This window comes from Asticcacaulis sp. DW145, from assembly GCF_037101385.1.
GTDB classification, from domain to species: domain Bacteria; phylum Pseudomonadota; class Alphaproteobacteria; order Caulobacterales; family Caulobacteraceae; genus Asticcacaulis; species Asticcacaulis currens.
In genome coordinates this window covers 436,259-457,068 of the sequence record NZ_AP029024.1, presented here as the reverse complement: position 1 = coordinate 457,068, position 20,810 = coordinate 436,259, and the positions used below count along the sequence as shown (strand labels likewise).

The following is a 20,810-nucleotide window of genomic DNA, read 5'->3' as shown; positions in this document are numbered from 1 at the left end:
GAGAAAAGAGACTTAATAGATAAGCTCATCGTCGCCTCCCTGACCGGCCAGCATGATTTCGCCCTTGGCCGCAAGGTCCTTGGCGACCTGCACCATGGCCATCTGCGCGGAATCGACATCTTTCAGGCGCACCGGCCCCATGGAGTTCATGTCGTCGCGCATGATCTTGGCGGCGCGTTCGGACATGTTGGAGAAGAAGAGGTTGCGTAAAGAATCCGACGCGCCTTTGAGCGCCAGCCCCAGCTGATCCTTTTCCACCGCCCGCAGCAGAGTCTGCACCCCGCCCGGATCGAGCTTCGACAGGTCTTCGAACACGAACATCAGGGCGCGGATACGTTCGGCCGACTCGCGATTGCGCTCTTCCAGAGCGGCGACGAAGCGGCTTTCGGTCTGGCGGTCGAAATTGTTGAAGATTTCCGCCATCAGTTCATGCGAGTCGCGCTTGGAGGTGCGCGCCAGATTGGACATGAACTCGACGCGCAGGGTCTGCTCGATCTTGTCGAGGATTTCGCGCTGGACCGGCTCCATGCGCAGCATCCGCTGCACGCATTCCAGAGCAAAATCCTCGGGCAGGGCCGACAGGACACGCGCCGCGTGGTCGGACTTGATCTTCGACAGAACGACCGCCACCGTTTGAGGGTATTCGTTCTTCAGATAGTTGGCGAGCACCGCTTCATTGACGTTGCCCAGCTTGTCCCACATGGTGCGGCCCGCCGGACCGCGGATTTCTTCCATGAGCGCATCGACCTTGTCCGACGGCAGGAAGGATTGCAGCAGACGCTGGGTCTGTTCGTAAGACCCCATGATGGTGCCGGAATTCGACAGACCGGACACAAATTCGACCAGCAGTTCTTCGACCACATTCGACGAGACCGTGCCGAGCGACGACATGGCCTGAGAGATTTCCTTGATCTCTTCCTCATCGAGCTGACGCCACAGCTCGGTGTGATCCTCGCCAAGGGCCAGCATGACTACCGCCGCCTTTTCGACGCCGTTCAGTCGTTTGGGATCATCAATGATGTTCTTTGCCACGGGTTACGCCTTAACTGTCGTGCAGCCACGAGCGCAGGATCGAGATCGATTCCTCCGGGTGGCGTTCCACGAATTCCGATACGCGCTTGACCGAAGAGGCCTTCACCTGACCTTCGATCTTGGCGATGTCGATGCGGCTGTCTACCGGGGCCAAGGCCAGCCCGGTACCCGGTGTCCCCTGATAATCGAGCGCGGCCGCCGCAGGCACTGCGACCGGGACACCATCGGCCCCCATCACCATCTGAACCGGCCCCCCGGCGCCAGCCAGCGCCGGCACGCCGCCCGGTCCGGCCACCACGCCGGTGTTTACGAATTTCAGCAGCGGGCGGGCGACGAAGAAGAGGACCAGCAGGGCCACCACCAGCAGGATCAGCCACTGGATGGCGGTCACAATATCGTCCTTGGTGAAGTCGAACATGCCCGCCGAAGCCGCCGTGCCGCCCAGACCTGCCGCATCACGGGCAAAGCGGATATTGGTGACCTTCAGTTCGTCCTTGCGCCCATTGGGATTGGTCGCGGTCTGATCCGTGTAGCCGATGGCGGCGCGAACCAGTTCTTCGATCTGCTGCATGTCCTGTGCAGAGCGCGGCGTATAAGTCGGCGGCGACTTGCCATCCGCCGCCGGGGTCCAGGTGCCATCGACCACCACCGCCACGGCCAGCTTCTTGATCGCCCCGGGGGCGACCACCTCGGTCGTCTTGGTGTTCGAGATTTCGTAATTGGTCAGTTCCCCGGTCGTCTGGCTCTGATTGCCCGTCGTCGTCTGCCCGCCCGCAGGGGCACCGCCGGGGATATTGGCCTGCGCCGTTACCGTGCCGTTATTGGCCGCGTCCGAAGACGAATCGGTCGAAGAGTCCGAACGTGTCGAACGCACCACCTGACCGTCGGGATCATATTGCGTCTGTTCGCGGGTCAGCGAGTTGAGATCCAGTTCCGCCGTCACGGTCACACGCGCCGCGCCCGGCCCGACTACGCCTTCGACAATATCCTTCACGCGCTTGCGCAGGGTTTCCTCGACCTCGGTCTTGCGCTCGGCACCGCCCGCGCCCATCAGGCTGTCGTCTTCACCACCGGCCGCCAGAAGCCGGTTCTTGTCATCGACCAGCGTCACGGCATTGGCCTTGAGGTTGGGCACGGCGCCGGCCACCAAATTGCGGATGGCGCGCACCTGCTCGCCCGTCAGTTCGGTATTGCTCAGCCCCACCACGACGGAGGCGGTGGGTGCGGCCGCCTCTTCCTGAAACAGCTCGCGCTTGGGCATGACGAGGTGCACCCGCGCAGAATTGATGCCTTTCAGCGTGGCAATGGTGCGCGCCAGCTCGCCTTCGAGGGCGCGCTGGTTATTGAGGTTCTGCACAAACTCGGTCTGGCCCAGCGCCGGGGCCTTATCGAACAGCTCATACCCCACCGAACCAGCGGTCGGCAGCCCCTTGGACGCCAGCATCAGGCGCGTTTCGCCCACCGTGTCGCGGTCAACCATGATCGTCGAGCCGTCGCCGCGGGCCTGATACTTGATGCCAGCTTGATCAAGGGCGGCGGTGATTTGCGAGGCTTCTTTGAGGTCGAGATTTGAATAGAGCAGCGCCTGCGGCTTACCCGTCATATTCAGCGCAATCGCCGCCAGAACGGCAGCCACACCAATAGAGACGCCAATAATGACGGCCAGACGGCTCAGCCCAAACTGTTTGAGGAAATCCACGACCCCGATACCCTGCCACCAGACACGACTACAGACCCGTTTTCGGGTCACTAGGCAGTAATTTCCCAGTGAAGCGTAAACGAGCCGTTAAGGGATGGGGTAAACGGGTAAATTCTTAATTTGCGCTTCGCCACAGGCGAAGCTCTTAGCCAAAAATGCCAAATCCAGGCGAAGGGCCCCATTAAAAAGACTCAGAGCGTTTTCCGTATATCGGAAAACGCTCAGGGCTTGGATTTGACGGTCCCATGCTTTGCGTTTCGGCTACGAAACGCAATGAGGTTAACGGTACTGCTGGATGCGCGTGGTGCGCAGCCCGGCCATACCGTGGCTGTCGATCGCCTTCTGCCAGCCGAGGAATTCCTCGGAGGTAATACCATAGCGCTCGCAGGCCTCTTCGAAGGTCAGCAGACCGCCGCGCACGGCCGCTACCACCTCAGCCTTGCGCCGAATGACCCAACGCTCCGTTCCCGGAGGCGGCAGATCGTTCAGGGTTAATTTGGCACCGGTTGGTCCAATCACGTATTTTTCGCCTTTGCTATCGCGGCGTTGTTCTTGCAGCATGATTCTTCACGCCTTTCTTACCATCACCATGGATGGCAAGATAACGCATGGAATCTAATATCCGCTTAATTGCCTTAGTAAACATATTACTAATAACGGCACATCAGGATATTAACATTCCATTCACCATGCTTTACCGCGCGTTATTACAAGTTAATCAAACTCAATACTTAGCGCTTGATATTCAGCAACTCTTGCAACATCTCATCTGCGGTGGTGATTGTTTTGGAATTGGCCGAATAGGCGCGCTGGGTGACAATCAGGTTGGTAAATTCTTCGGACAGATCGACGTCTGAGGCCTCCAGCGTCCCAACCCCCAGAAGCCCGGCACCGGACACCCCCGGCACCTTCAGCGTTAGCGGACCGGACTCATTGGAGACCGTGTACGCATTACCGGAGACCGGCGTCAGGCCGTCGGCATTGACGAAGGTCGCCAGCGCCAGTTGCGCGATGTCGCGCGTCGATCCGTTCTTGAACACCGCTGTGACCAGACCCGCCTTCGAGATCTGCACCTTGTCGAGGCCCGAAAACGGCGTGCCGTTGGCATCGACGCGATTGGTGCTCGAAGAGTTGAGCTGGGTGAGGCCGCCCTGATCGCCATTGAAATCGACCGTGACGGTCTGAGGCGCGACGCCGATACTGCTTTTCCAGTTAAAGCTGAGGTTCAGGGCCGTAGAACCGGTGCTGATCCCAGCGGCGGTCTGGACGTCGCTGAGCTTGCCCGATGAGTTATAGACCAGACGACCGCTTGACACGATGCCCTGGCTGGAGGCCGTGGTGGCGGGGGTGACGCTGGGGTCCTTGACGTCCGGCGACCAGACCTCATAGGCCCAGGTATTGGCGAGGATCGGCGGTGTGGCCGAAGGATTGGCTGGCAGCTTGATCAGAGAAACGGTGAGGTTGCGTTCGCCGCCCTGACTGTCGGACACCGGAATGGTGATGTCGTAATCGGGGCGCGTCGAAACCGAGGTATTGGGGGCCGACGCGTCATAGGCGGCCATGGGTAGGGTCGTCGGGCTGGCGGCATAGTCGTCCGCCCGGTCCGAAACGGCCTGATTGGCATTGAGATTGCCAACGATCTGCGCGTAACTGGTCGGCTCGATCTGCGCGGCGATATTTTCGACATTGATGGTGCGCAGCTGGCTGAGGTCGGCCGCCGACAGGGTCGGCCCGCCGCCTGCCACAATGGGCCAGCCCTGAAGATAGAGGTTCGAGGCATTACGCAGATAGCCGTCTTCGTCGGCGAAGAAGGAGCCGTCGCGTGTGAACAGGCGCGCGTCCTCCGTACCAGGTGCGGCCTTCTGAGTGGTGACGAAAAAGCCTTGCCCGTCAATGCCGAGATCGAGCTGGCTCGAGGCCTTTTGCAGAGTGCCAAGCGTCGAGATCATGTGACGGGTCGTCGAGGTCACACCCCCGGCATTATAGCCGGTGGGCGTGGAGGAGGCCGTCACGATCGACTGAAAGTCCGTGCGCACGCGCTTATAGGCGGTGGTGGTGGAGTTGGCGATATTGTTGGAGATCGCCGACAGGGCATTGGAGTTGGCGGCCAGACCGGCAACGCCGGCCTGCATGGAGGCGCTCAGGCTCATAGTTCAGACTCCGGACAAAAACGCAGAAAACGAAGGATGGGATCAGGCATTGGCGGTTTCCCGCACGCCGGTGACGTAGGACATGGGGATCAGCGAATAGCCCATGCGCAGGACGATCTCGCCGTTGATCAGTTCAGTGGCATCAACGCGCTGCTGAACGGACACGGCATTGGAAATGGCGGCACCATTGGCCGAGGTCGCAGTGACCTTGAGCGTGTAATTGCCCTCCTTCACCGTGGTGCCGGTCGAATCCTTGCCGTCCCAGGTAAAGCTGTTGTCGCCCTTGTTCAGGCTATTCGACGCGCCTTTCCAGACGATCTTGCCGTCGGCGTCGCGCACCTCGACATCAACATTGGCGGCAGTGTTGGCCAGTTCGTAGTGCCAGGTCAGCGCCTTGTCCTTGAAGCTCTGGGTGTCGATATCGGCCACGGCGGTCTTGCCGATCATATTGACGGAGCTGGCGACATTGCCCGCCCCCAGACCGACCAAAGACTTCAGATACTCATTGGCCTTCAGTTGCTGCTCGACGCTCGAATACTGAACAAGCTGGTTCGTCCATTGCGTCGAATCCATCGGCGACAGCGGGTCCTGATTCTTGATCTGCGCCGTCAGCAGACTCAGAAACGTCTGATAGGTGCTGCCCAGCCCGCTGGCCGAAGCGCTCGAGGTGGAGGCGGCATTGGTATTCGAGCCGGAGGTATTGGATACGGAACTGACCATGACGGCTCCTTAGACGAGGACGCTGAGCGACAGGGTCCGCGCCGGGCCGTAGCCGTCAGCGGACATCTGAGCATAGAGGGCGGAATCCACAGACGCTGCCGCCATAAGCTGAGCGTCAATGAGGCTATGGGCATCGGCCGTCACCGCTTCCGGCTCGGGGGACGGGGCGTCATAGGTGGGGCGTTCGGCTTCGGCGTACTGACGTCCGCGGCCCTGATCGCCGGAAGCAAAGTTCAGGGATGCGTCATCCATCTGAAAACCGGCCTGCTCCAGTTGCCGGCGCAGATCATCCTGCCGCCCCCGGAACTCGCTTTCCGCCACCGGGCTGTCGAAGCGCAGGTGCGCCGTCAGCTTGCCGTCCTGACCGATTTCCAGCTTCACATCGACCTTGCCCATATCGGCCGGGCGCAACTCCATATCGAAGCTGGTCGATTTGCTGCCGAGACGGCGCGTGATCTGGGCGCTGAGGGCGGCAAGGTTTTCCGCCGTGTGCGCCGACAGGGTATAGGTCTGCACGGTTTGCGGCGCGGTAGGGGGCGCAGGCGTAAAACGCACGCCGCTGTCCGTTTGTGGCAGGGTCTGCGCCTGAATCTGGCTTAAGGAGGAATTGACGAGCGCGGGCGTCTGCGGCACCGCACCCCCTGGGGCCGTTCCGTCAGCGGCATTCAACGCGCCGGACAGGGTTTGCAGCAGATCGGCTACGGAACGCCCCTCGCTCTTCGCGGCTGAAGGGGTCGCCTTACCCTCCCCGTCTGCGGCGGTCAGGCCGTTGAGCGCCGCATCAAAACCGGCTTCGTCGGACGTTTCGGCATCCGCCCCGGTCGTCGGACCTGCGGCCAGAAGGGCCGCAACGCTCTGCGTTTGAGCCGACGGCAGCGTCAGGGCCAGCGCATCGGCGGCAATTCCCTCCGCAGGCTGCGCCTGCGTCGTCGGCCCATTGACGGGCAGCGGGGTTTGCTGCGCGAGCAGAGCGGCAAGAAGATCGGACCTCAGTTCGCCATTCCCCTGCGCCTGATCCGTCTTGTCGCCGTCCGGCTTTTCGCTTTCTTTGGTTGCAGCTTTGTCCGCCGGGGCGGGGGGGTCTTCGCGCTGCGCCGAAGCCAGCGCCTGACCGAAACGGCCCGCCGTCTCCGCCCGGTCATCGGCAGAGGGCACGCCGCCGCTCACCGGGGCCGCCGGTAGGGCCGTGGGGGCGGGAGACGCTTTCGGAGGCAGCAGGTCTGCGGACACGACGGGGCCATCTTCGCTGAGGACCGATGCGTCCCTTCAGGGCGCCGCGGCAGGGGTCAGACGAACGCCTTTTGCGTCCGAACATCGTCACCCCCTGATCGCAAGGGTCGTGCCAATTTTTAAGTAATTGTTTTTATGTATTTTTATAAAATGACCCCGGCGCATTTTGCCGGGGAAGACGGACCGGGGCCGGAACAAACTTGCCGGGGGCAGACGGACTCTGCCGCCCTGGGGTATGAAAATCTGGCCAGCAATCGCGATACATTGGCCCGCCGACAGACGAGTGGCACCGTATTTGAAACCCTCACCTTAGTTTACGCGTTACGTGGCGCACGGAAAATAGCAAGCCAATGAAAAATATAGATAAATTTTTCAACTCGACCCAGGGGACACGGCAAATTCTGCCTCTGGTCGGGCAAGGCTTGCCTAAAACGCCTCAGCGGGAGGCCTGATCATGTCGCTCAACTCCATTCTCAATATCGGGTCCTCCGGCCTGATGACGGCGCAAAGCCAGTTGAGAGTCGTTTCGGACAATATTTCGAACGTCAACACACCGGGCTATATCCGCAAGATCGGCACCCAGCAGGCCAGCGTCCTGGGGTCTCAGGGGGCTGGCGTCATGTCCGGTCAGGTGCTGCTGGCCGCCGACAAATATCTGCAGCAGGCCTCCCTGCGCGCCTCGTCTTCTGCGTCGCAGGCCGAGGTCTTTCACGACCTGTTCGATCAGATTCAGTCGCAATTCGGGGACCTGACCGACAAGAACGGCCTGTTCAATCTGGGCGACAAGGCCCTGTCGGCGGCGGCGGCGGCGGGGGAAAGCCCGACCTCCAGCGCCTCGCGTCAGGAAATGCTGTCGGCGCTCGAAAGCTTTATGGATGAAGGCAAGCGCATCTCGCGCGAAATCCAGAATGCACGCGGCAATGCCGACAGCCGCATCGCCACGACGGTCAAGTCGATCAACGACCTGATCAAGAATATCTCGGACCTGAACCCGACCATTTCTCAGGCCAACATCAGCGGCAACGACGCCTCTGGCGCGCAGACCAAGCAGGCCGGCTATATTGACGAACTCTCGAAACTGATCGACGTCGAAGTCAGCACCAACAGCAATGGCGGCGTCACGGTGCGCACGGCCTCTGGCATGGTTCTGGCCGGAGATCAGCGCGCAACCCTCAGCTATCAGCCGACCAGCCCCGTCTCGGCGGCCACGACCTTCAATCCGATCATCGTCACCGGGCCGAACGGCGAAAAGCGCGATTTTTCCGAGCATATCAAGACCGGCGAACTGCGTGGCCTGCTGGACGTGCGCGACAAGGACTCCACCGCCGTCAATGCGCAGCTGGCCGAATACATGTCGGTCTATGCCGATCAGCTGAATGCCGCGCACAATGCGTCTTCATCGGTTCCGGCGGCCAGCTCCCTGACCGGCAAGGCAATGAACCAGACCCTGAGCGAAGCCCTGAACGGCTTTACGGGCAAAACGAATCTGGTGGCGCTCAATGCCAACGGTACAATCGCGCGCAAGGTGGAGCTGAACTTTTCTACCATGCAGATGTCGATTGACGGCGGTGCGCCCAGCGCCTTTACGGCAGGCAGTTTCCTGACCAGCGTCAATACGGCCTTGAGCGGCTACGGAACGGTCGGGTTTGCCAACGGCAAGCTGAGCGTCAACGGCACGGGCAGCTACGGCGTGGCCATTGCGGACGACCCCACCACGCCATCCTCAAAGACGGGGAAGGGTTTTTCGCACTTCTTCGGCATGAATGATCTGGTGCGTTCGGATACACCGATTGACTATGCGACGGGCCTGACCGCCACCTCTGCCCACGGGTTCGACACGGGCAGCGTCAAGTTCACGGTGATGAACGGGGCCAGCGCCCGGGTTCAAAATCTGGAAATGACGTTCCCGGCGGGTGGCACCATGACCGATCTGGTCAACACGCTGAACGATACGAGCAACGGACTGGGGCGCTATGGCACCTTCTCGCTCAGCCCCAACGGTGAACTGAGTTTCCGCGGGTTCGGCACGCCGGCCAACAGCCTGGGCATAACTGAGGATACGACCGCCCGTAACGGCACCGGCGCCTCCTTGAGCAGCATGTTCGGACTGGGCGGCATGGCCAGCGAACGTACCGATGGCCTGAGTGTCGATCCCGTCATTCTGAACAATCTCGACCGGCTGTCTCTGGCGACGCTGAAGCTCGATGCAACCGCGCCGACCCCGGCTCTGGTGGCGGGTGACGGCAGCGGCGGTCAACGTCTGTCGGCCATCGCCACCAAGAATGTCACCTTCAAGGCGGCCGGTGCCAATACAGGCGGCACTTCCACCCTGACGCGCTATGCCTCTGATCTGGCCGGGCAGGTGGGCACCATCGCCTCCACCGCCAAGTCGCGCATGGACGGGGCCGCCGCTCTGGCGTCGGAGGCTTCTTCGCGGCGCAGTGCCGCCGAAGGCGTCAATCTCGATGAAGAACTGATCAACCTGACGACCTACCAGCAGGCCTATTCGGCTTCCTCGCGCCTTATTCAGGCGGCGAAGGATATGTACGATACCCTGCTCAGAATGTTCTGAGGTAAATAGACATGCGTATTTCAACCGGTCAGATGTGGGGCAACGCCCTGTCGAACCTCATGCAGGCGCAGGTCCGCAAGGACGAAGCCAATAACCAGGTATCGACACGAAAAGTGGCGACCGATTTCGGCGGCTTCGGACGGGGGGCCGAGGTCATCGCCGCCTATCAGTCATCGCTGGAGCGTATCACGGGTTATACAAAGATCGCACAGAGCGTATCCGACCGCCTCGACAGCCAGAATATCGCGCTGGAACGCGCCAGCGACGGTATCGCCACCGGCAAGGACGGCATTATGGATGCCATCGCCAGCAAGTCGCTCGATGGCCTAACCACGGTTCTGCAATCGAGCTATATGGCCTTTGCTGACGGCCTGAACTACAAACATCAGGGCACCTATCTGTTTGGTGGCGGCAATGAAACCGACGCCCCTCTGGCGGCGGAGACGCTGGCGGATCTGGCGACAACACCCGCTGCCGGTACTTTCAAGAACGGCAGCGTCAAGAAGGCCTCCAAAATCGACGGCACCACCACCCTGCAAACCGGTATGCTGGCCAGCGATATCGGGGCCGAAGGCGTATCGGTCTTCCGCGACCTGAAGACCTTTATCGACGCCAATGCGCCCATGCAGGGCAAGATGACCGACGCTCAGCAGACCGCGCTTCAGGCACTGGCCAATCGTCTTAACACCGCCTACAGTAATATGGTGGATCATACGTCGCTGAACGGTACGTTTCAGAACCGCGTCGAAAACACCATGAAGTCGCTCGAAGGACAGGAAAGCAGCCTGAACAAGCTGATCTCTGACAAGACGGACGTCAATCTGGCCGAAGCCTATACCAAGCTGGAACAGGCGGACCTGACGGTGCAGGCGGCGGCGCAGGTGGTGTCCAATCTGAAATCCGTATCCCTGCTCGACCTGCTTAGATAATACCCAGGTCATACCCACTTGGTATAACTCACCGGTTTGTGAATTTATCCACAAGGCGACGAGGTGTATTCTAGAGGCGTGGCTTGCCACATCAAAAGACCCCGCGCGGGGCCATCGCAATGTTGTGCCGTTCACGCTGAGACCTGAACGCCTTGAGATGAAAACCCGGGATGCCCTCCCGCCGGATCGTCGCCCCAAGGCTTTCGAGCGATGCCGGAACCGCCCATTCGGGATGAAAACAAAAAGGCCCCGTCTTCCGACGGGGCCTTCTGTTATACATCCCAAGTTTGCCGGGCAAGAGGGACCTTAAGAGCCGAAGAGGGAGATACAGTGGTCGGGGCTTAAGAGGCTACTGAGCGGTTATTTAACGAATACGTCGGCTGCCCCCTACTCTTTTGCGCCCAAAAGCCTTATTTAGCGCCTCATGACCGCCTCTGTACCCGCCTGCCCTGTACCTGTATTTGATACCGCCGATCTGGGCGAGGCGATTGCGCGCGTCCGTGACAGCGTCAGCCTGCCGCCAGGGGCGCGGGTCGTGGCCGCCATGTCGGGGGGCGTGGACTCTTCGGTCGCCGCCGCCCTCCTGCACGCCGCCGGCTATGAGGTGATCGGTGTCACGCTCCAGCTTTACGACCACGGTCAGGCACTGAAAAAGACAGGGGCGTGCTGTGCCGGGCAGGATATTCATGACGCCCGCATCGCCGCCGAAAAGATCGGCATTGCCCACTATGTGCTGGACTATGAGAGCCGCTTCAAGGACTCGGTGATCGAGGAGTTTGCCGACTCTTATCTGCGTGGCGAAACCCCGGTACCTTGCATCCGCTGCAACCAGACGGTCAAGTTCCGCGACCTGCTGGACGTCGCGCGCGATCTGGGGGCCGAGGCCATGGCCACCGGCCACTATGTCGAACGCCGCGATACGGGCAACCGCGCCGAACTGCGCCGTGCGGTCGATCGCAACCGCGACCAGTCCTATTTTCTGTTCGCTACTACGCGTGAACAACTCGACTTTCTGCGCTTTCCGCTGGCCGACATCCCCAAGCCGCAGGTGCGCGACATTGCGCGTCAGATGGGGCTTAATGTCGCCGCCAAGCCGGATTCGCAGGACATCTGCTTTGTGCCCGAAGGTAAGTACACCACTCTGATCGACCGGCTGCGTCCGCAAGGCCGCGAAGCAGGTGACATCGTCCATCTCGACGGGCGGGTGCTGGGCCAGCATCAAGGGATTACCGGCTACACGATTGGTCAGCGGCGCGGCCTGAATATTGCCGTGGGCGAGCCCCTATTCGTGGTCAAGCTCGATGCCGGGACGCGCCGTGTCATCGTCGGGCCGCGTGAAGCGCTGAACACGGCTGCGCTGGTCATGAAGGAAACCAACTGGCTGGGTGATCACGAGACGCTGGAAAAGGCTGCGGCCGATAATCTGCCGGTTCTGGCCCGTGTACGCTCAACCCGTCCCCCCGTCCCGGCGCGGCTCAATCTGCGTGAGGGTCAGGTGGAGGTGGTGTTTGATGCTTCGGAAGAAGGCGTCGCCCCCGGTCAGGCGTGTGTCCTCTATGATCCGACGGACGAGGACCGCGTGCTGGGCGGCGGGTTTATCGAGCGCACCCGCGCCGTAGAGTTTGCGGTGTAGAACGGACTTCGTTCAGATTGAACCGAAATCCCGCTCTAACCTTTGGTTTGTCGCGCCTTTGATTCCGAAAACCGTTGCACACTTTTCGGAATGCGCTTTAATCGACAGCGATGCCTTTGCGGATATAGAGTTCCGACAGGCTCATGCCCCTGCCGTCCTCGCGCGCCTTCAGCACGCTGTGTTCGCCGATCATCTCACCACAGGCTTCGCAGCGGGGCTTGGTGGTGAAAATCCCGGCGCAATCATCATGCACAAGCTCGAAAAAGGGACCGTCATCCGCGTCATAGACATGCTCACGTCCCCAGCCGTAGAGGGACACCAGCACGCCCTTGAGGCTGCGCCCCTTTTCGGTCAGCAGATATTCATGACGCAAAGGCCGTTCCGAATAGGGCACGGCCTGCATCAGGCCCAGCGCCACCAGACGCTTCAGTCGCGCCGCCAGCACGTTGCGCGCCACGCCCAGACTTTTTTGCCATTGCTCGAACCGACTATGCCCCAGAAAGGCATTGCGCACGATGAGCAGGGTCCACGGTTCTCCGACGATATCCACTGCCGCCGCAATGGCGCATCTTTCACCGGAATAGTCAGCCGAACGTCCCATATATGTGTCTTTTCTTCTGCGCGGCGTCAGCAAAGACGTCGCCACACCCCGGCCCAAGGCTTAAGGACAGTGGGTTGATGAAAACCTAAAATTTAGGACTAATACAGGCCTGAGAATGCGATTAAGTCTAAAAAACGGGACTATCTCAGCGGCACCGGTATCTATTCACCAGTGCATTGTTTTTCCTTACGGATTAAACGCAAACAGGGTCGCCACGGCGCGGCTGAGGCGCACCTCGTCGCTGTGGACAAAGTCCTGATCGAAGGTCTGCCCGTTCCAGTGCACCAATACCGTCACGCCGTCGTCCAGAGACAGGATCAAACCGTCAGTATGCGTTTCTATATCGGCGTTGCAATGGTCGGAGAAGCTGCCGCAATCGACCTGATAGGTGGCCGCCGGTGCGCGCTGCACCTGCGCCGCCAGACGCGCATCAAGGCTGATGACCTTGACCTCTTCGCCACGCCCCAGACGCATATAGACCGCCTGACGATCCCCGTCTTCGGCGCTGAAGACCACATCGTCGATACGTCCGTCACCGTCGAAATCGCCTTTGAGTGAGGCCGACAGCCCGCTGAACGGGGCCTTGGAGACATCAGCACGCAGATCGGCGGCACCTGCCGTGCCCGCCAACATCATACCTACTACCGCTGCCACCAGTGCCCGCATTCGTCGTCTCCGCATCCGTGCAGCGCTGTTATCCCGTATGTGTACAGGAAGGGGCTGCTCATCCTGACTATAAGCAGGATCGGTGCCAACCACTGCCACAAAGGTTAACGGCGGTAAAGCGCTTTCGTTAACCAATCAGGTGATTGAGAGGATTAGATTTTTCGCTTATTTGGCGTAACACGGTTAACGCTTTGTGTGCCTTATAGACACATCTTTTGTATTCTTCGGCTGAATTTACGGCTTGAGCGCGATTTCGCCGATGACCACCGGAGCCGGGACGTCGCGGCGGATATTGCCTTTGTCGTCAAATTCCGACCACTGACTTCGGGCTACAAACACAAAACGGTCCCCGATCACCTGACCGCCGGTCGGTTCTTCAAGATCGGGATGGCCGCGTAGCAGGACCTCGGCCTTTTCCACCGCGCTCCAGTCAGGATTCATACGCAGGCGCAGGATACGGTTCGGTTTGAAGCCGTTTTGCACAGCGATCAGGTCGTTGCCATAGCGGTAAAGGCCGTCGATCCCCAGGAGCACTGTCTCTTCTGGGGCCTTCAGCCGCGTCAGCGCCCCCTTGGCCAGATCGACGCGATAAAGTCCCGACGCATAGTCAGAGACGATCAGAACGCTGGCCTCGGCATTTTCGCTCAGGCCCTGCGGCGAACCGAGATAGCCTTCGGGGATCAGCACCTGCAACCTGCCCTGATAGCCGGTCAGGCGAAGCACCTCCCCTGTATTGCCGTCGGAAACATAGAGGTCTTCCTTGCCAGCATACAGGTCGGCCAGACGCCGATCGGGCCGCTTGTCTTCGAACTGCGCCAGTATCTTGCCGGTGGCCAGATCGACCTTGACCAGCTTGGAGGCGATTTTGGCATCCGGCGCATAGCCCACGGTCTGACGCGACGCCGCCGTAGAGGCCCACAGTACGCCGTCTTTCACCGCAATGGCATTAGCGGCGACCCCGGCGCGCAGCGACAGGCGCTTGGCTACGCCGGCTTCGCTGAGCGGCCCCACCACACCGTTGCGCAGGCTGGTGGCCAGAAGCGCGCCGTCGGGCAACGCCGCTACCCCTTCGATCAGGTTGAGACCTGAGAGACGATTGAGTGTCTTCAAACTACCTACACGGGCGGTATTGGTGGCCTGAAGCGACTCCAGATCGGCGTCCCAGAGGGTATTGAATTCCGGATAGCGACTGAGATCGAGAACGAGACCCCGCTTCAGATAGTCAATCAGCGCCGCCCGCGCCGCCGGCTGGCGCTTCAGTTCCAGTGCCGTTTGCGCCTTCAGCAGCAACACCGAAGGCGAATCCGGCAGGATGTCCCCGGCCTGACTGAGGCGATCAAGGGCGGTCTGGCGGTCGTTCTTCTGCAAGGCGGCCATCCCCTCCGCCCGCAGGGCATGAAAACGGCCAAGGTCAGAAGCAGGGTCAATTTTCTGAGCGGCCACAGGGGTAGCCAATACCGCCACCAGCCACGCCAGCGCGATCAGGGAAGTCTTCATCCAGTCTCTCTCGTCAGTGCGCCCCTACCGGAACCTAGCCTTCTGCACCGGGGACGACAAGTTTCAACGGTAGGGCGGTAGTCGTTTTCACCGAGCGGATGACGATACGACTTTCTATGGCGGAAACGAGGTCGGACGCCAATAATTTGTCGCGCATGAAGTCGTCATAGGCGTGCATGTCGCGCGTCACGATGCGCAGCATATAGTCTTCGCGCCCCGTCACCGTGGCACAGGAGACGATTTCCGGCCATTCCGCCAGCCGCGCTTCAAAGGCTTCGAGATTTTCGCGCGACGGCAGGGAAAGCTTCACTGCCGCATAGACCTCAAACCCGAGCCCCAGTTGATCGGGTTCCAGCAGCGTCACCCGTTTGCGGATAACCCCGATGTCTTCCAGCCGTTTCAGACGCCGCCAGCAGGGGGAGGGCGACAGATTGACCTTCTCGGCGATTTCGGCCACCGACAGGTTGGCATCTTCCTGCACCAAGGTCAGTATCCGCGCATCCAGTTCGTCGATATCAGCGGACACCTTTGCCCCCTCGCCTGCATTTTGTGAAAAGTCATTTCCATAAAAGCGCATTCCGCAAAAAAATCCACCCTTAATCCGTCGGCTGAACGTCTGTCCGACGAGAAAACCGGGACTTTCGGGTGTGAGGCCTTTTCGTGGCACACACACCGGAGTACACCGGTACAAAGGGAGCGGCTGATGCGTATTGTCAATCTGATGCTGGCCAAGGGACGCGGCGGGCTGGAAAGCATGGCCGTGCGCTATCACGAGGCGCTGGTGGCCGAGGGCTTTGAGGTGATGAGCATCGGTCACGCCAAGGGCCTGCTGGCCGAAAAGGTCAAACCCGAACAGTTCGCCCGCCTCAACAGCGGCTTTACCGGTGACCCGCTGGCGGCCTTGACCCTGAGAAGGCTGGCCAAACGCTTCAAGGCCGATCTGATCATCGCCCACGGCAATCGCGCCATCGCTCTGGCGGGGCACGCGCTGGCGGGATGGGGTGGCCAGACGCTGGGGGTGGTGCACAATTTCCGTTTCAAGCCGGGCCTGACCAAACTGCGCGCCGCCATCGCCGTGTCGCCCGCCGTTCAGGCCGCCATTACCGCCCGTTATCCACGTCTTGAGACCCATCTACTGGAAAACTTCACGCCTCTGGTGATGCACCCGGTCAAGACCTTCCCGCTTGACGCACCACGCATTGGCTCGCTGGGGCGGCTGCATGTCAACAAAGGCTTTGACGTGCTGATCCGCGCCGCCGGTCTTCTGCGTGACCGCGGTACCGAGGTATCGCTGCTCATTGCCGGAGACGGCCCGGAAAAGGGCGCGCTGGAAGCGCTGATCGGCGAACTGAAAGTGCAGGACCGCGTGACTCTGGCCGGCTGGATCGAACCGCCGCACGACTTTCTGGCGTCGCTGGATCTGTTCGTCCTCTCGTCGCGCGTTGAGCCCTTCGGACTGGTGGTGGCCGAAGCCATGGCCGCTGGCGTTCCCATCGTCTCCACCCGCATCGACGGGCCGCGCCATATCCTTCAGGACGGCGAACTGGCCACCCTGATCCCGCCCGAAGACCCGCAGGCTCTGGCTGGCGCCCTTGAGGCTATTATGAATGACTGGCCGCCCGTGCTCGACCGCGCCTGCCACGCGCAGGCCCACGCGCTGGAAACCTACGGCCTGATCGCTGGTCAAACGCGCCTCAAAAGCCTTATCAACCAGTTTGAGCCGGAAAACTGAAAAAGCGCACTTGAACCCCCGGCTCAATTTGGATATAGCGGGCGCCTTCCTAAGGCGTGGACCTTTGTCCGCCTGAGGAAACCCGGCTGGTTGGGTAGCTCAGATGGTTAGAGCGGCGGATTCATAACCCGCAGGTCGGCGGTTCGATCCCGCCTCCAACCACCACCTCTCCTTCAAAAATCCTTGTTTCCCCCCGCACCCTGCCGTGTCACGGGGTAGCTATCATACTGAATGTGATGTAACTACCCGTTCCCCTTTGCGCCTCTTGATTTTCAGATGACCATGACCCTTGCACATAATTCCGAGCTACTGGCCGAAGTGATCGACCTGATCTTCCCGGACGCTCTGCCGACGCCGGCGGAGCTGGAAGCCCGTTACCCCCCGCGCGATCTGCCGCAAGGGGCCATGGTCACCCGCGTCGGCCCCAGCCCGACGGGTATGATGCACATCGGCACCCTCTATGTCGGCTTGCTCTCGGAACGCTTCGCGCAGCAAAGCGGCGGCGTCTTCTTCCTGCGCGTCGAAGACACTGACAAAAAGCGTGAGGTCGAAGGTGCCACGGACTTCATCTCCAACGCTTTTGAACATTACGGCGTCGTTGTAAATGAAGGCCGTGACGTTCAGGGCGTCGAACACGGCGCCTACGGCCCCTATACCCAAAGCGCCCGCATGAGCCTCTATCAAACCTATGTCCGCCACCTGATGAGTGAGGGCAAGGCCTATCCGTGCTTCTGTTCGCCCGAAGAACTAGATGAACTACGCACGCGCCAGCAACTGCGCAACGTAGCTCCCGGCTATTACGGCGACTGGGCCATTTGGCGTCACAAGTCGCTGAATGAGGCGCTTGAGGCCCTCAAAGCTGGCAAACCATATGTGATCCGCTTCCGCTCGCCCGGCAATCCGGCCGAAAAGGTCGCCGTCACCGATCTGATCTTCGGCGAGCGCACCTTCCCGGAAAGCGATCAGGACATCGTCATCATGAAGTCCGATCGCCTGCCGACCTATCACCTCGCCCACGCCGTCGATGACCACCTGATGCGCACCACCCACGTTATCCGCGGCGATGAGTGGCTGGCCTCGCTGCCGACGCACCTGCAACTGTTCCAAGCGCTGGGCTGGACGCCGCCGACCTATGCCCATATCGCGCCGATCAACAAGCTCGACGGTTCGTCCAAGCGCAAGCTGAGCAAGCGCAAGGACCCAGAAGCCAGCGTCATCTACTTCATGGATCACGGCTATCCTACCGCCGCCCTGATCGAATACCTGCTCAATCTTGCCAACTCCAATTTCGAAGACTGGCGCAAGGAAAACCCCACCGCGGATTACCGCAGCTTTCCGCTGTCGTTCGAGCGTCTGGCCAAGAGCAATGGACCGCTGTTCGACTTCACCAAGCTCGACAACATCAGCCGCGACATTGTGGCGCGCCTCAGCGCCGAAGAGGTCTATGCGCAGATCGTCGAATGGGCAACGACCCACGACGCACCGTTCGCGGCGGTACTGGAGGCCGAAAAGGCATACGCCATCGCCATCCTGTCAATCGAGCGTGGCGGCCCGAACGCGCGCAAGGACATCGCCAAATGGCAGGACGCCAAGGCCTTGATGGCCCCGTTTTTCGACACCGAATTTACCTCCACGACCGAAGACGCGCTGAGCGTTCTAGGCAATCGCACGGCCGAAGAGGTGCGTGAGATCGTGAGCGACTTCCTGGGCGTCTATGACGAAACAGACAGCAAGGAAGCGTGGTTCGATAAGGTCAAGACCATTGCCCGTGACCGCGGCTTTGCCGAAAAGGCCGGCGATTACAAGCGTAACCCCGAACTCTACAAAGGCACGGTCGCCGACGTGGCCAAGATCTTCCGCGTCCTGCTGCTGGGCCAACCGCAAACGCCCGACCTGCATGAGGTCATGGCCGCGATGGGCCGCGACCGCGTGATCAAACGGCTGACCCGCGTTTGACGCGTCTAACAGGCATCCGCCGGGCTAGGAATGGTTGCCTTCCAAGGGGACTTATAAAGGCTGGACGCTCTCAAAAGCATAATGTTCGTAGAATTCGATGATCTCCGCCTAGATGTCTATGAGGCGATTTTCGACAACGGTGCACTCGTTTTCAGCGTTGCCATGGAACCAGGCGGCAAGATTCCAGGACACAAGAAAGACCTGAGTGGGCATGGGATAGGAGGTAGGGTGCGAACCGGTTAACCGTCAGCAAGGTACGAAAGGGACAGTCCAAATCTGTACGAGCTTCTTTCTTACCGGCTTCGCGCCCATTGGGGCCCGTTGGGACGACCTAGAAATTCTCGAAACCGGACCTGAAAGAGAGGGCTCTGGGGCCAAGTTGGTATTAGTGTGTTGATTTTCAAACCAAAGTGACTCCTGTTTGTGCTGGGGATTGACCCAGGCCTGCTGTGATCCTGTAACGGGTTCACCTCCAAAACGAGGGGCAAAGTGAAACGAACATTTCGAGATTCAAAGGGTCACTTTTGGTGAAACTCAACAGACCGGCATCTCCTACAGTGAGCATCACACCGGCAGTGCCCTTCTGACGCCTGATGAGGTGTGTCGGATGCATCCGGATACACAACTCCTGTTCCTCAATGGACAACGCCCCATTGTGGCAACCCGGCTCCGGTACTATGCTGATCGCGAACTGCGGGGCCTTTTTGATGCTGGCTGATAAGCTCGAACACCTTCCGGATGTGAAACGGCGCGAACTGACCCGCGTCGTGCAGATCCTGTTTGACGAGTTCGAGGATGCGACAAAGACGGCGCTCTCCGATAAGCGCAAGGCCGGGCGCATCTTGAAGATCATCCTCTTCGGCTCCTACGCGCGTGGTGACTGGGTTGAAGACCGCTCCTCCGGTTATCGTTCGGACTATGATCTCCTGATCGTCGTCAACGGTCAGGCCTTCACCGATCTGCAGGACTACTGGGCCAAGGCCGACGAGCATCTGATCCGCGAATACACCGTCACTGAGCATATCCGCACGCCGGTCAACTTCATCGTGCACAGCCTCAATGAAGTGAACGACAACCTTGCCAGAGGCCGGCCCTTCTTCGTCGATATCGCCCGTGACGGCATCATGCTGTACGAGGCCCCGGGGCACCCGCTGGTCGCGCCCAAGCCGCTGACCGAGGCAGAGCGGCTGGCAGAGGCCAAGGGGCATTATGAGCAGTGGTTTTCCAAAGCCGTAAACTTTGAGAAAGTGGCGAGCTACTGTCTGGAAATTGACGACCTTAACCTCAGCGCCTTCAACCTCCACCAGGCGGCAGAAGCGCTCTATCACTGTCTGCTTCTGACGTTGTCCCTCTACAGCCCTAAGAGTCATCGCATCACCATTCTGAGGTCGCAGGCGGAGGCGCTGGATGATCGGCTAAAGGGGATATGGCCGAGCGAGACGAAACTCCACCGGCAAGCGTTTGATCGGCTGAGGCGCGCGTACGTCGAGGCGCGATACTCAGCGAGCTACAGCATCGGCGAAGACGAACTCTCGTGGCTTAGTGAACGGGTCGGATTACTGCAAAAAACGGTAGAAGCCGTGTGCCAGGAACGTCTGGTATAGGGCCTGGCTTTGTTTTCAAGGGACTGGAGCCAAAAAATGCATAACCCGCTTGATTACGGATGCGGGACGCACGCTTTCCCCTATGCCTGCTTCACTTGCAGGAAGTCGTTCAAGCGGCCATTGGTCAGCCTTGCAAAACCACGATCTATGGGAAAGTCGACCCGCACAGAGTTTGAGCGTTCTGCGAGGCAGTTTGAACGTCAATTTAGTCACAAGTGCCCGCACTGCGGCGGCGTGGCCCACTTCATGGGCCGCGATTTCAAGGCCCCGAAAACACCGGACAAAAAGGCATGGGCTATAGTTCAAAAATTCATCAATTTCGGCAGGACCTACCATCACCAGACGCCCGTCGATGACGTGAGATGACCTGTACGTTGAAACGGCGTTTTGCCGACTGGTTTAAACCAGTTGATGGTCGAGGCACCCGGACGAGACCGAAATTTACTGGTCAACAAGGCGAAGACCTTCGCGCCAAAAGCCTCTGCTACGGGTGGCCGCAATCCGTCATGGGGTATCACCATCGGGCGGAAGATAATGGTCTCTGGACAGCAGCACACTGATGCAAACGGGCTACAGGTTTCGTTACACGCGTGACGACTATCGCAAACATGGTTGCCATCAAGGGGTTTAACCTCTAATTGCCCCGTAGCCAATCCCGGCATGCCCTGAAGAAGGAAAGGAGAAAATCATGCGAGCAGTGTTCCTCAACCTCGAATCTGATTTCCCGATCCAAAATTCTCAGGAACACATTGCATGGGCAATTTCCTATCGGGCGACTATACGCGCCTG

General features: G+C 60.0%; 17 protein-coding genes and 1 tRNA gene. 8 read left to right on the top strand and 10 right to left on the bottom strand.

Features of this window, described 5'->3' with window-relative positions; all coding sequences use genetic code 11:
• Positions 1-12: 12 nt before the first annotated feature.
• From fliG to AACH73_RS02045, 6 genes are all read right to left on the bottom strand, one after another.
• A complete protein-coding gene (gene fliG / locus AACH73_RS02070) occupies positions 13-1,032 on the bottom strand; it encodes a flagellar motor switch protein FliG (RefSeq protein WP_272740846.1) in 1,020 nt (339 codons plus the stop codon).
• Positions 1,033-1,042: 10 nt separating this feature from the next.
• Positions 1,043-2,731 carry a flagellar basal-body MS-ring/collar protein FliF gene (gene fliF / locus AACH73_RS02065; protein WP_338735263.1) on the bottom strand — a complete coding sequence of 563 codons (1,689 nt, stop codon included), beginning with the start codon at positions 2,729-2,731 and terminating at the stop codon, positions 1,043-1,045.
• Between the two features lie 279 nt (positions 2,732-3,010).
• Positions 3,011-3,292 carry a DUF1153 domain-containing protein gene (locus tag AACH73_RS02060; protein ID WP_013478113.1) on the bottom strand — a complete coding sequence of 94 codons (282 nt, stop codon included), beginning with the start codon at positions 3,290-3,292 and terminating at the stop codon, positions 3,011-3,013.
• 170 nt (positions 3,293-3,462) lie between these two features.
• The gene (locus tag AACH73_RS02055) at positions 3,463-4,881 is read right to left on the bottom strand and encodes a flagellar hook protein FlgE (RefSeq protein WP_272740848.1); all 1,419 of its coding nucleotides are present in this window, start codon (positions 4,879-4,881) and stop codon (positions 3,463-3,465) included.
• A gap of 42 nt (positions 4,882-4,923) precedes the next feature.
• Positions 4,924-5,601, bottom strand: a complete 678-nt coding sequence (locus AACH73_RS02050; RefSeq protein ID WP_272740849.1) for a flagellar hook capping FlgD N-terminal domain-containing protein — start codon at positions 5,599-5,601, stop codon at positions 4,924-4,926.
• A gap of 9 nt (positions 5,602-5,610) precedes the next feature.
• Positions 5,611-6,831, bottom strand: a complete 1,221-nt coding sequence (locus AACH73_RS02045; RefSeq protein ID WP_338735262.1) for a flagellar hook-length control protein FliK — start codon at positions 6,829-6,831, stop codon at positions 5,611-5,613.
• A 454-nt stretch (positions 6,832-7,285) separates the two neighbouring features.
• Between AACH73_RS02045 and flgK the strand changes: the two genes are divergently transcribed.
• The 3 genes from flgK (at position 7,286) to mnmA (ending at position 11,965) form a co-directional block, all read left to right on the top strand.
• Positions 7,286-9,403 carry a flagellar hook-associated protein FlgK gene (gene flgK, locus AACH73_RS02040; RefSeq protein ID WP_272740851.1) on the top strand — a complete coding sequence of 706 codons (2,118 nt, stop codon included), beginning with the start codon at positions 7,286-7,288 and terminating at the stop codon, positions 9,401-9,403.
• An 11-nt stretch (positions 9,404-9,414) separates the two neighbouring features.
• The gene (locus tag AACH73_RS02035; protein ID WP_272740852.1) at positions 9,415-10,332 is read left to right on the top strand and encodes a flagellin; all 918 of its coding nucleotides are present in this window, start codon (positions 9,415-9,417) and stop codon (positions 10,330-10,332) included.
• 424 nt (positions 10,333-10,756) lie between these two features.
• A complete protein-coding gene (mnmA, locus tag AACH73_RS02030) occupies positions 10,757-11,965 on the top strand; it encodes a tRNA 2-thiouridine(34) synthase MnmA (protein WP_338735261.1) in 1,209 nt (402 codons plus the stop codon).
• Between the two features lie 97 nt (positions 11,966-12,062).
• On the opposite strand, the gene AACH73_RS02025 is transcribed toward mnmA, so the two are convergent.
• The 4 genes from AACH73_RS02025 to AACH73_RS02010 form a co-directional block, all read right to left on the bottom strand.
• Positions 12,063-12,566 carry a helix-turn-helix domain-containing protein gene (locus AACH73_RS02025; protein ID WP_272740854.1) on the bottom strand — a complete coding sequence of 168 codons (504 nt, stop codon included), beginning with the start codon at positions 12,564-12,566 and terminating at the stop codon, positions 12,063-12,065.
• A gap of 186 nt (positions 12,567-12,752) precedes the next feature.
• Complete coding sequence (locus tag AACH73_RS02020; RefSeq protein WP_338735260.1) at positions 12,753-13,232, bottom strand: hypothetical protein; 480 nt, start codon at positions 13,230-13,232, stop codon at positions 12,753-12,755.
• A gap of 234 nt (positions 13,233-13,466) precedes the next feature.
• Positions 13,467-14,729, bottom strand: coding sequence for a hypothetical protein (locus tag AACH73_RS02015; protein ID WP_272740856.1), 1,263 nt, complete (start codon positions 14,727-14,729; stop codon positions 13,467-13,469).
• A gap of 34 nt (positions 14,730-14,763) precedes the next feature.
• A complete protein-coding gene (locus tag AACH73_RS02010; RefSeq protein WP_272740857.1) occupies positions 14,764-15,255 on the bottom strand; it encodes an Lrp/AsnC family transcriptional regulator in 492 nt (163 codons plus the stop codon).
• A gap of 177 nt (positions 15,256-15,432) precedes the next feature.
• Here AACH73_RS02010 and AACH73_RS02005 point away from each other — a divergent pair, with 177 nt between their 5' ends.
• The 5 genes from AACH73_RS02005 (at position 15,433) to AACH73_RS01985 (ending at position 20,021) form a co-directional block, all read left to right on the top strand.
• On the top strand, positions 15,433-16,461 hold the full coding sequence (locus AACH73_RS02005) for a glycosyltransferase (RefSeq protein ID WP_338735259.1): 1,029 nt from the start codon (positions 15,433-15,435) through the stop codon (positions 16,459-16,461).
• 88 nt (positions 16,462-16,549) lie between these two features.
• Positions 16,550-16,626: transfer RNA gene (locus AACH73_RS02000), tRNA-Met, on the top strand.
• A gap of 111 nt (positions 16,627-16,737) precedes the next feature.
• Positions 16,738-18,417: a glutamate--tRNA ligase gene (gene gltX / locus AACH73_RS01995; RefSeq protein ID WP_338735258.1), complete on the top strand. Its 1,680-nt coding sequence runs from the start codon at positions 16,738-16,740 to the stop codon at positions 18,415-18,417.
• A gap of 508 nt (positions 18,418-18,925) precedes the next feature.
• Complete coding sequence (locus AACH73_RS01990; protein WP_338735713.1) at positions 18,926-19,135, top strand: type IV secretory system conjugative DNA transfer family protein; 210 nt, start codon at positions 18,926-18,928, stop codon at positions 19,133-19,135.
• Positions 19,095-20,021: a HEPN domain-containing protein gene (locus AACH73_RS01985; protein ID WP_338735257.1), complete on the top strand. Its 927-nt coding sequence runs from the start codon at positions 19,095-19,097 to the stop codon at positions 20,019-20,021. Before AACH73_RS01990 ends, AACH73_RS01985 begins: the two co-directional genes overlap by 41 nt.
• The last annotated feature ends 789 nt before the right edge of the window (positions 20,022-20,810 follow it).

Excerpts from the sequence above, each read along its gene's own strand:
- AACH73_RS02060 (WP_013478113.1), bottom strand. The coding sequence starts at position 3,292 with ATGCTGCAAGAACAACGCCGCGATAGCAAAGGCGAAAAATACGTGATT.
- AACH73_RS02055 (WP_272740848.1), bottom strand. The coding sequence starts at position 4,881 with ATGAGCCTGAGCGCCTCCATGCAGGCCGGCGTTGCCGGTCTGGCCGCC.
- AACH73_RS02050 (WP_272740849.1), bottom strand. The coding sequence starts at position 5,601 with ATGGTCAGTTCCGTATCCAATACCTCCGGCTCGAATACCAATGCCGCC.
- flgK (WP_272740851.1), top strand. The coding sequence starts at position 7,286 with ATGTCGCTCAACTCCATTCTCAATATCGGGTCCTCCGGCCTGATGACG.
- AACH73_RS02035 (WP_272740852.1), top strand. The coding sequence starts at position 9,415 with ATGCGTATTTCAACCGGTCAGATGTGGGGCAACGCCCTGTCGAACCTC.
- mnmA (WP_338735261.1), top strand. The coding sequence starts at position 10,757 with ATGACCGCCTCTGTACCCGCCTGCCCTGTACCTGTATTTGATACCGCC.
- AACH73_RS02025 (WP_272740854.1), bottom strand. The coding sequence starts at position 12,566 with ATGGGACGTTCGGCTGACTATTCCGGTGAAAGATGCGCCATTGCGGCG.
- AACH73_RS02020 (WP_338735260.1), bottom strand. The coding sequence starts at position 13,232 with ATGCGGGCACTGGTGGCAGCGGTAGTAGGTATGATGTTGGCGGGCACG.
- AACH73_RS02015 (WP_272740856.1), bottom strand. The coding sequence starts at position 14,729 with ATGAAGACTTCCCTGATCGCGCTGGCGTGGCTGGTGGCGGTATTGGCT.
- AACH73_RS02005 (WP_338735259.1), top strand. The coding sequence starts at position 15,433 with ATGCGTATTGTCAATCTGATGCTGGCCAAGGGACGCGGCGGGCTGGAA.
- gltX (WP_338735258.1), top strand. The coding sequence starts at position 16,738 with ATGACCATGACCCTTGCACATAATTCCGAGCTACTGGCCGAAGTGATC.
- AACH73_RS01985 (WP_338735257.1), top strand. The coding sequence starts at position 19,095 with ATGCTGATCGCGAACTGCGGGGCCTTTTTGATGCTGGCTGATAAGCTC.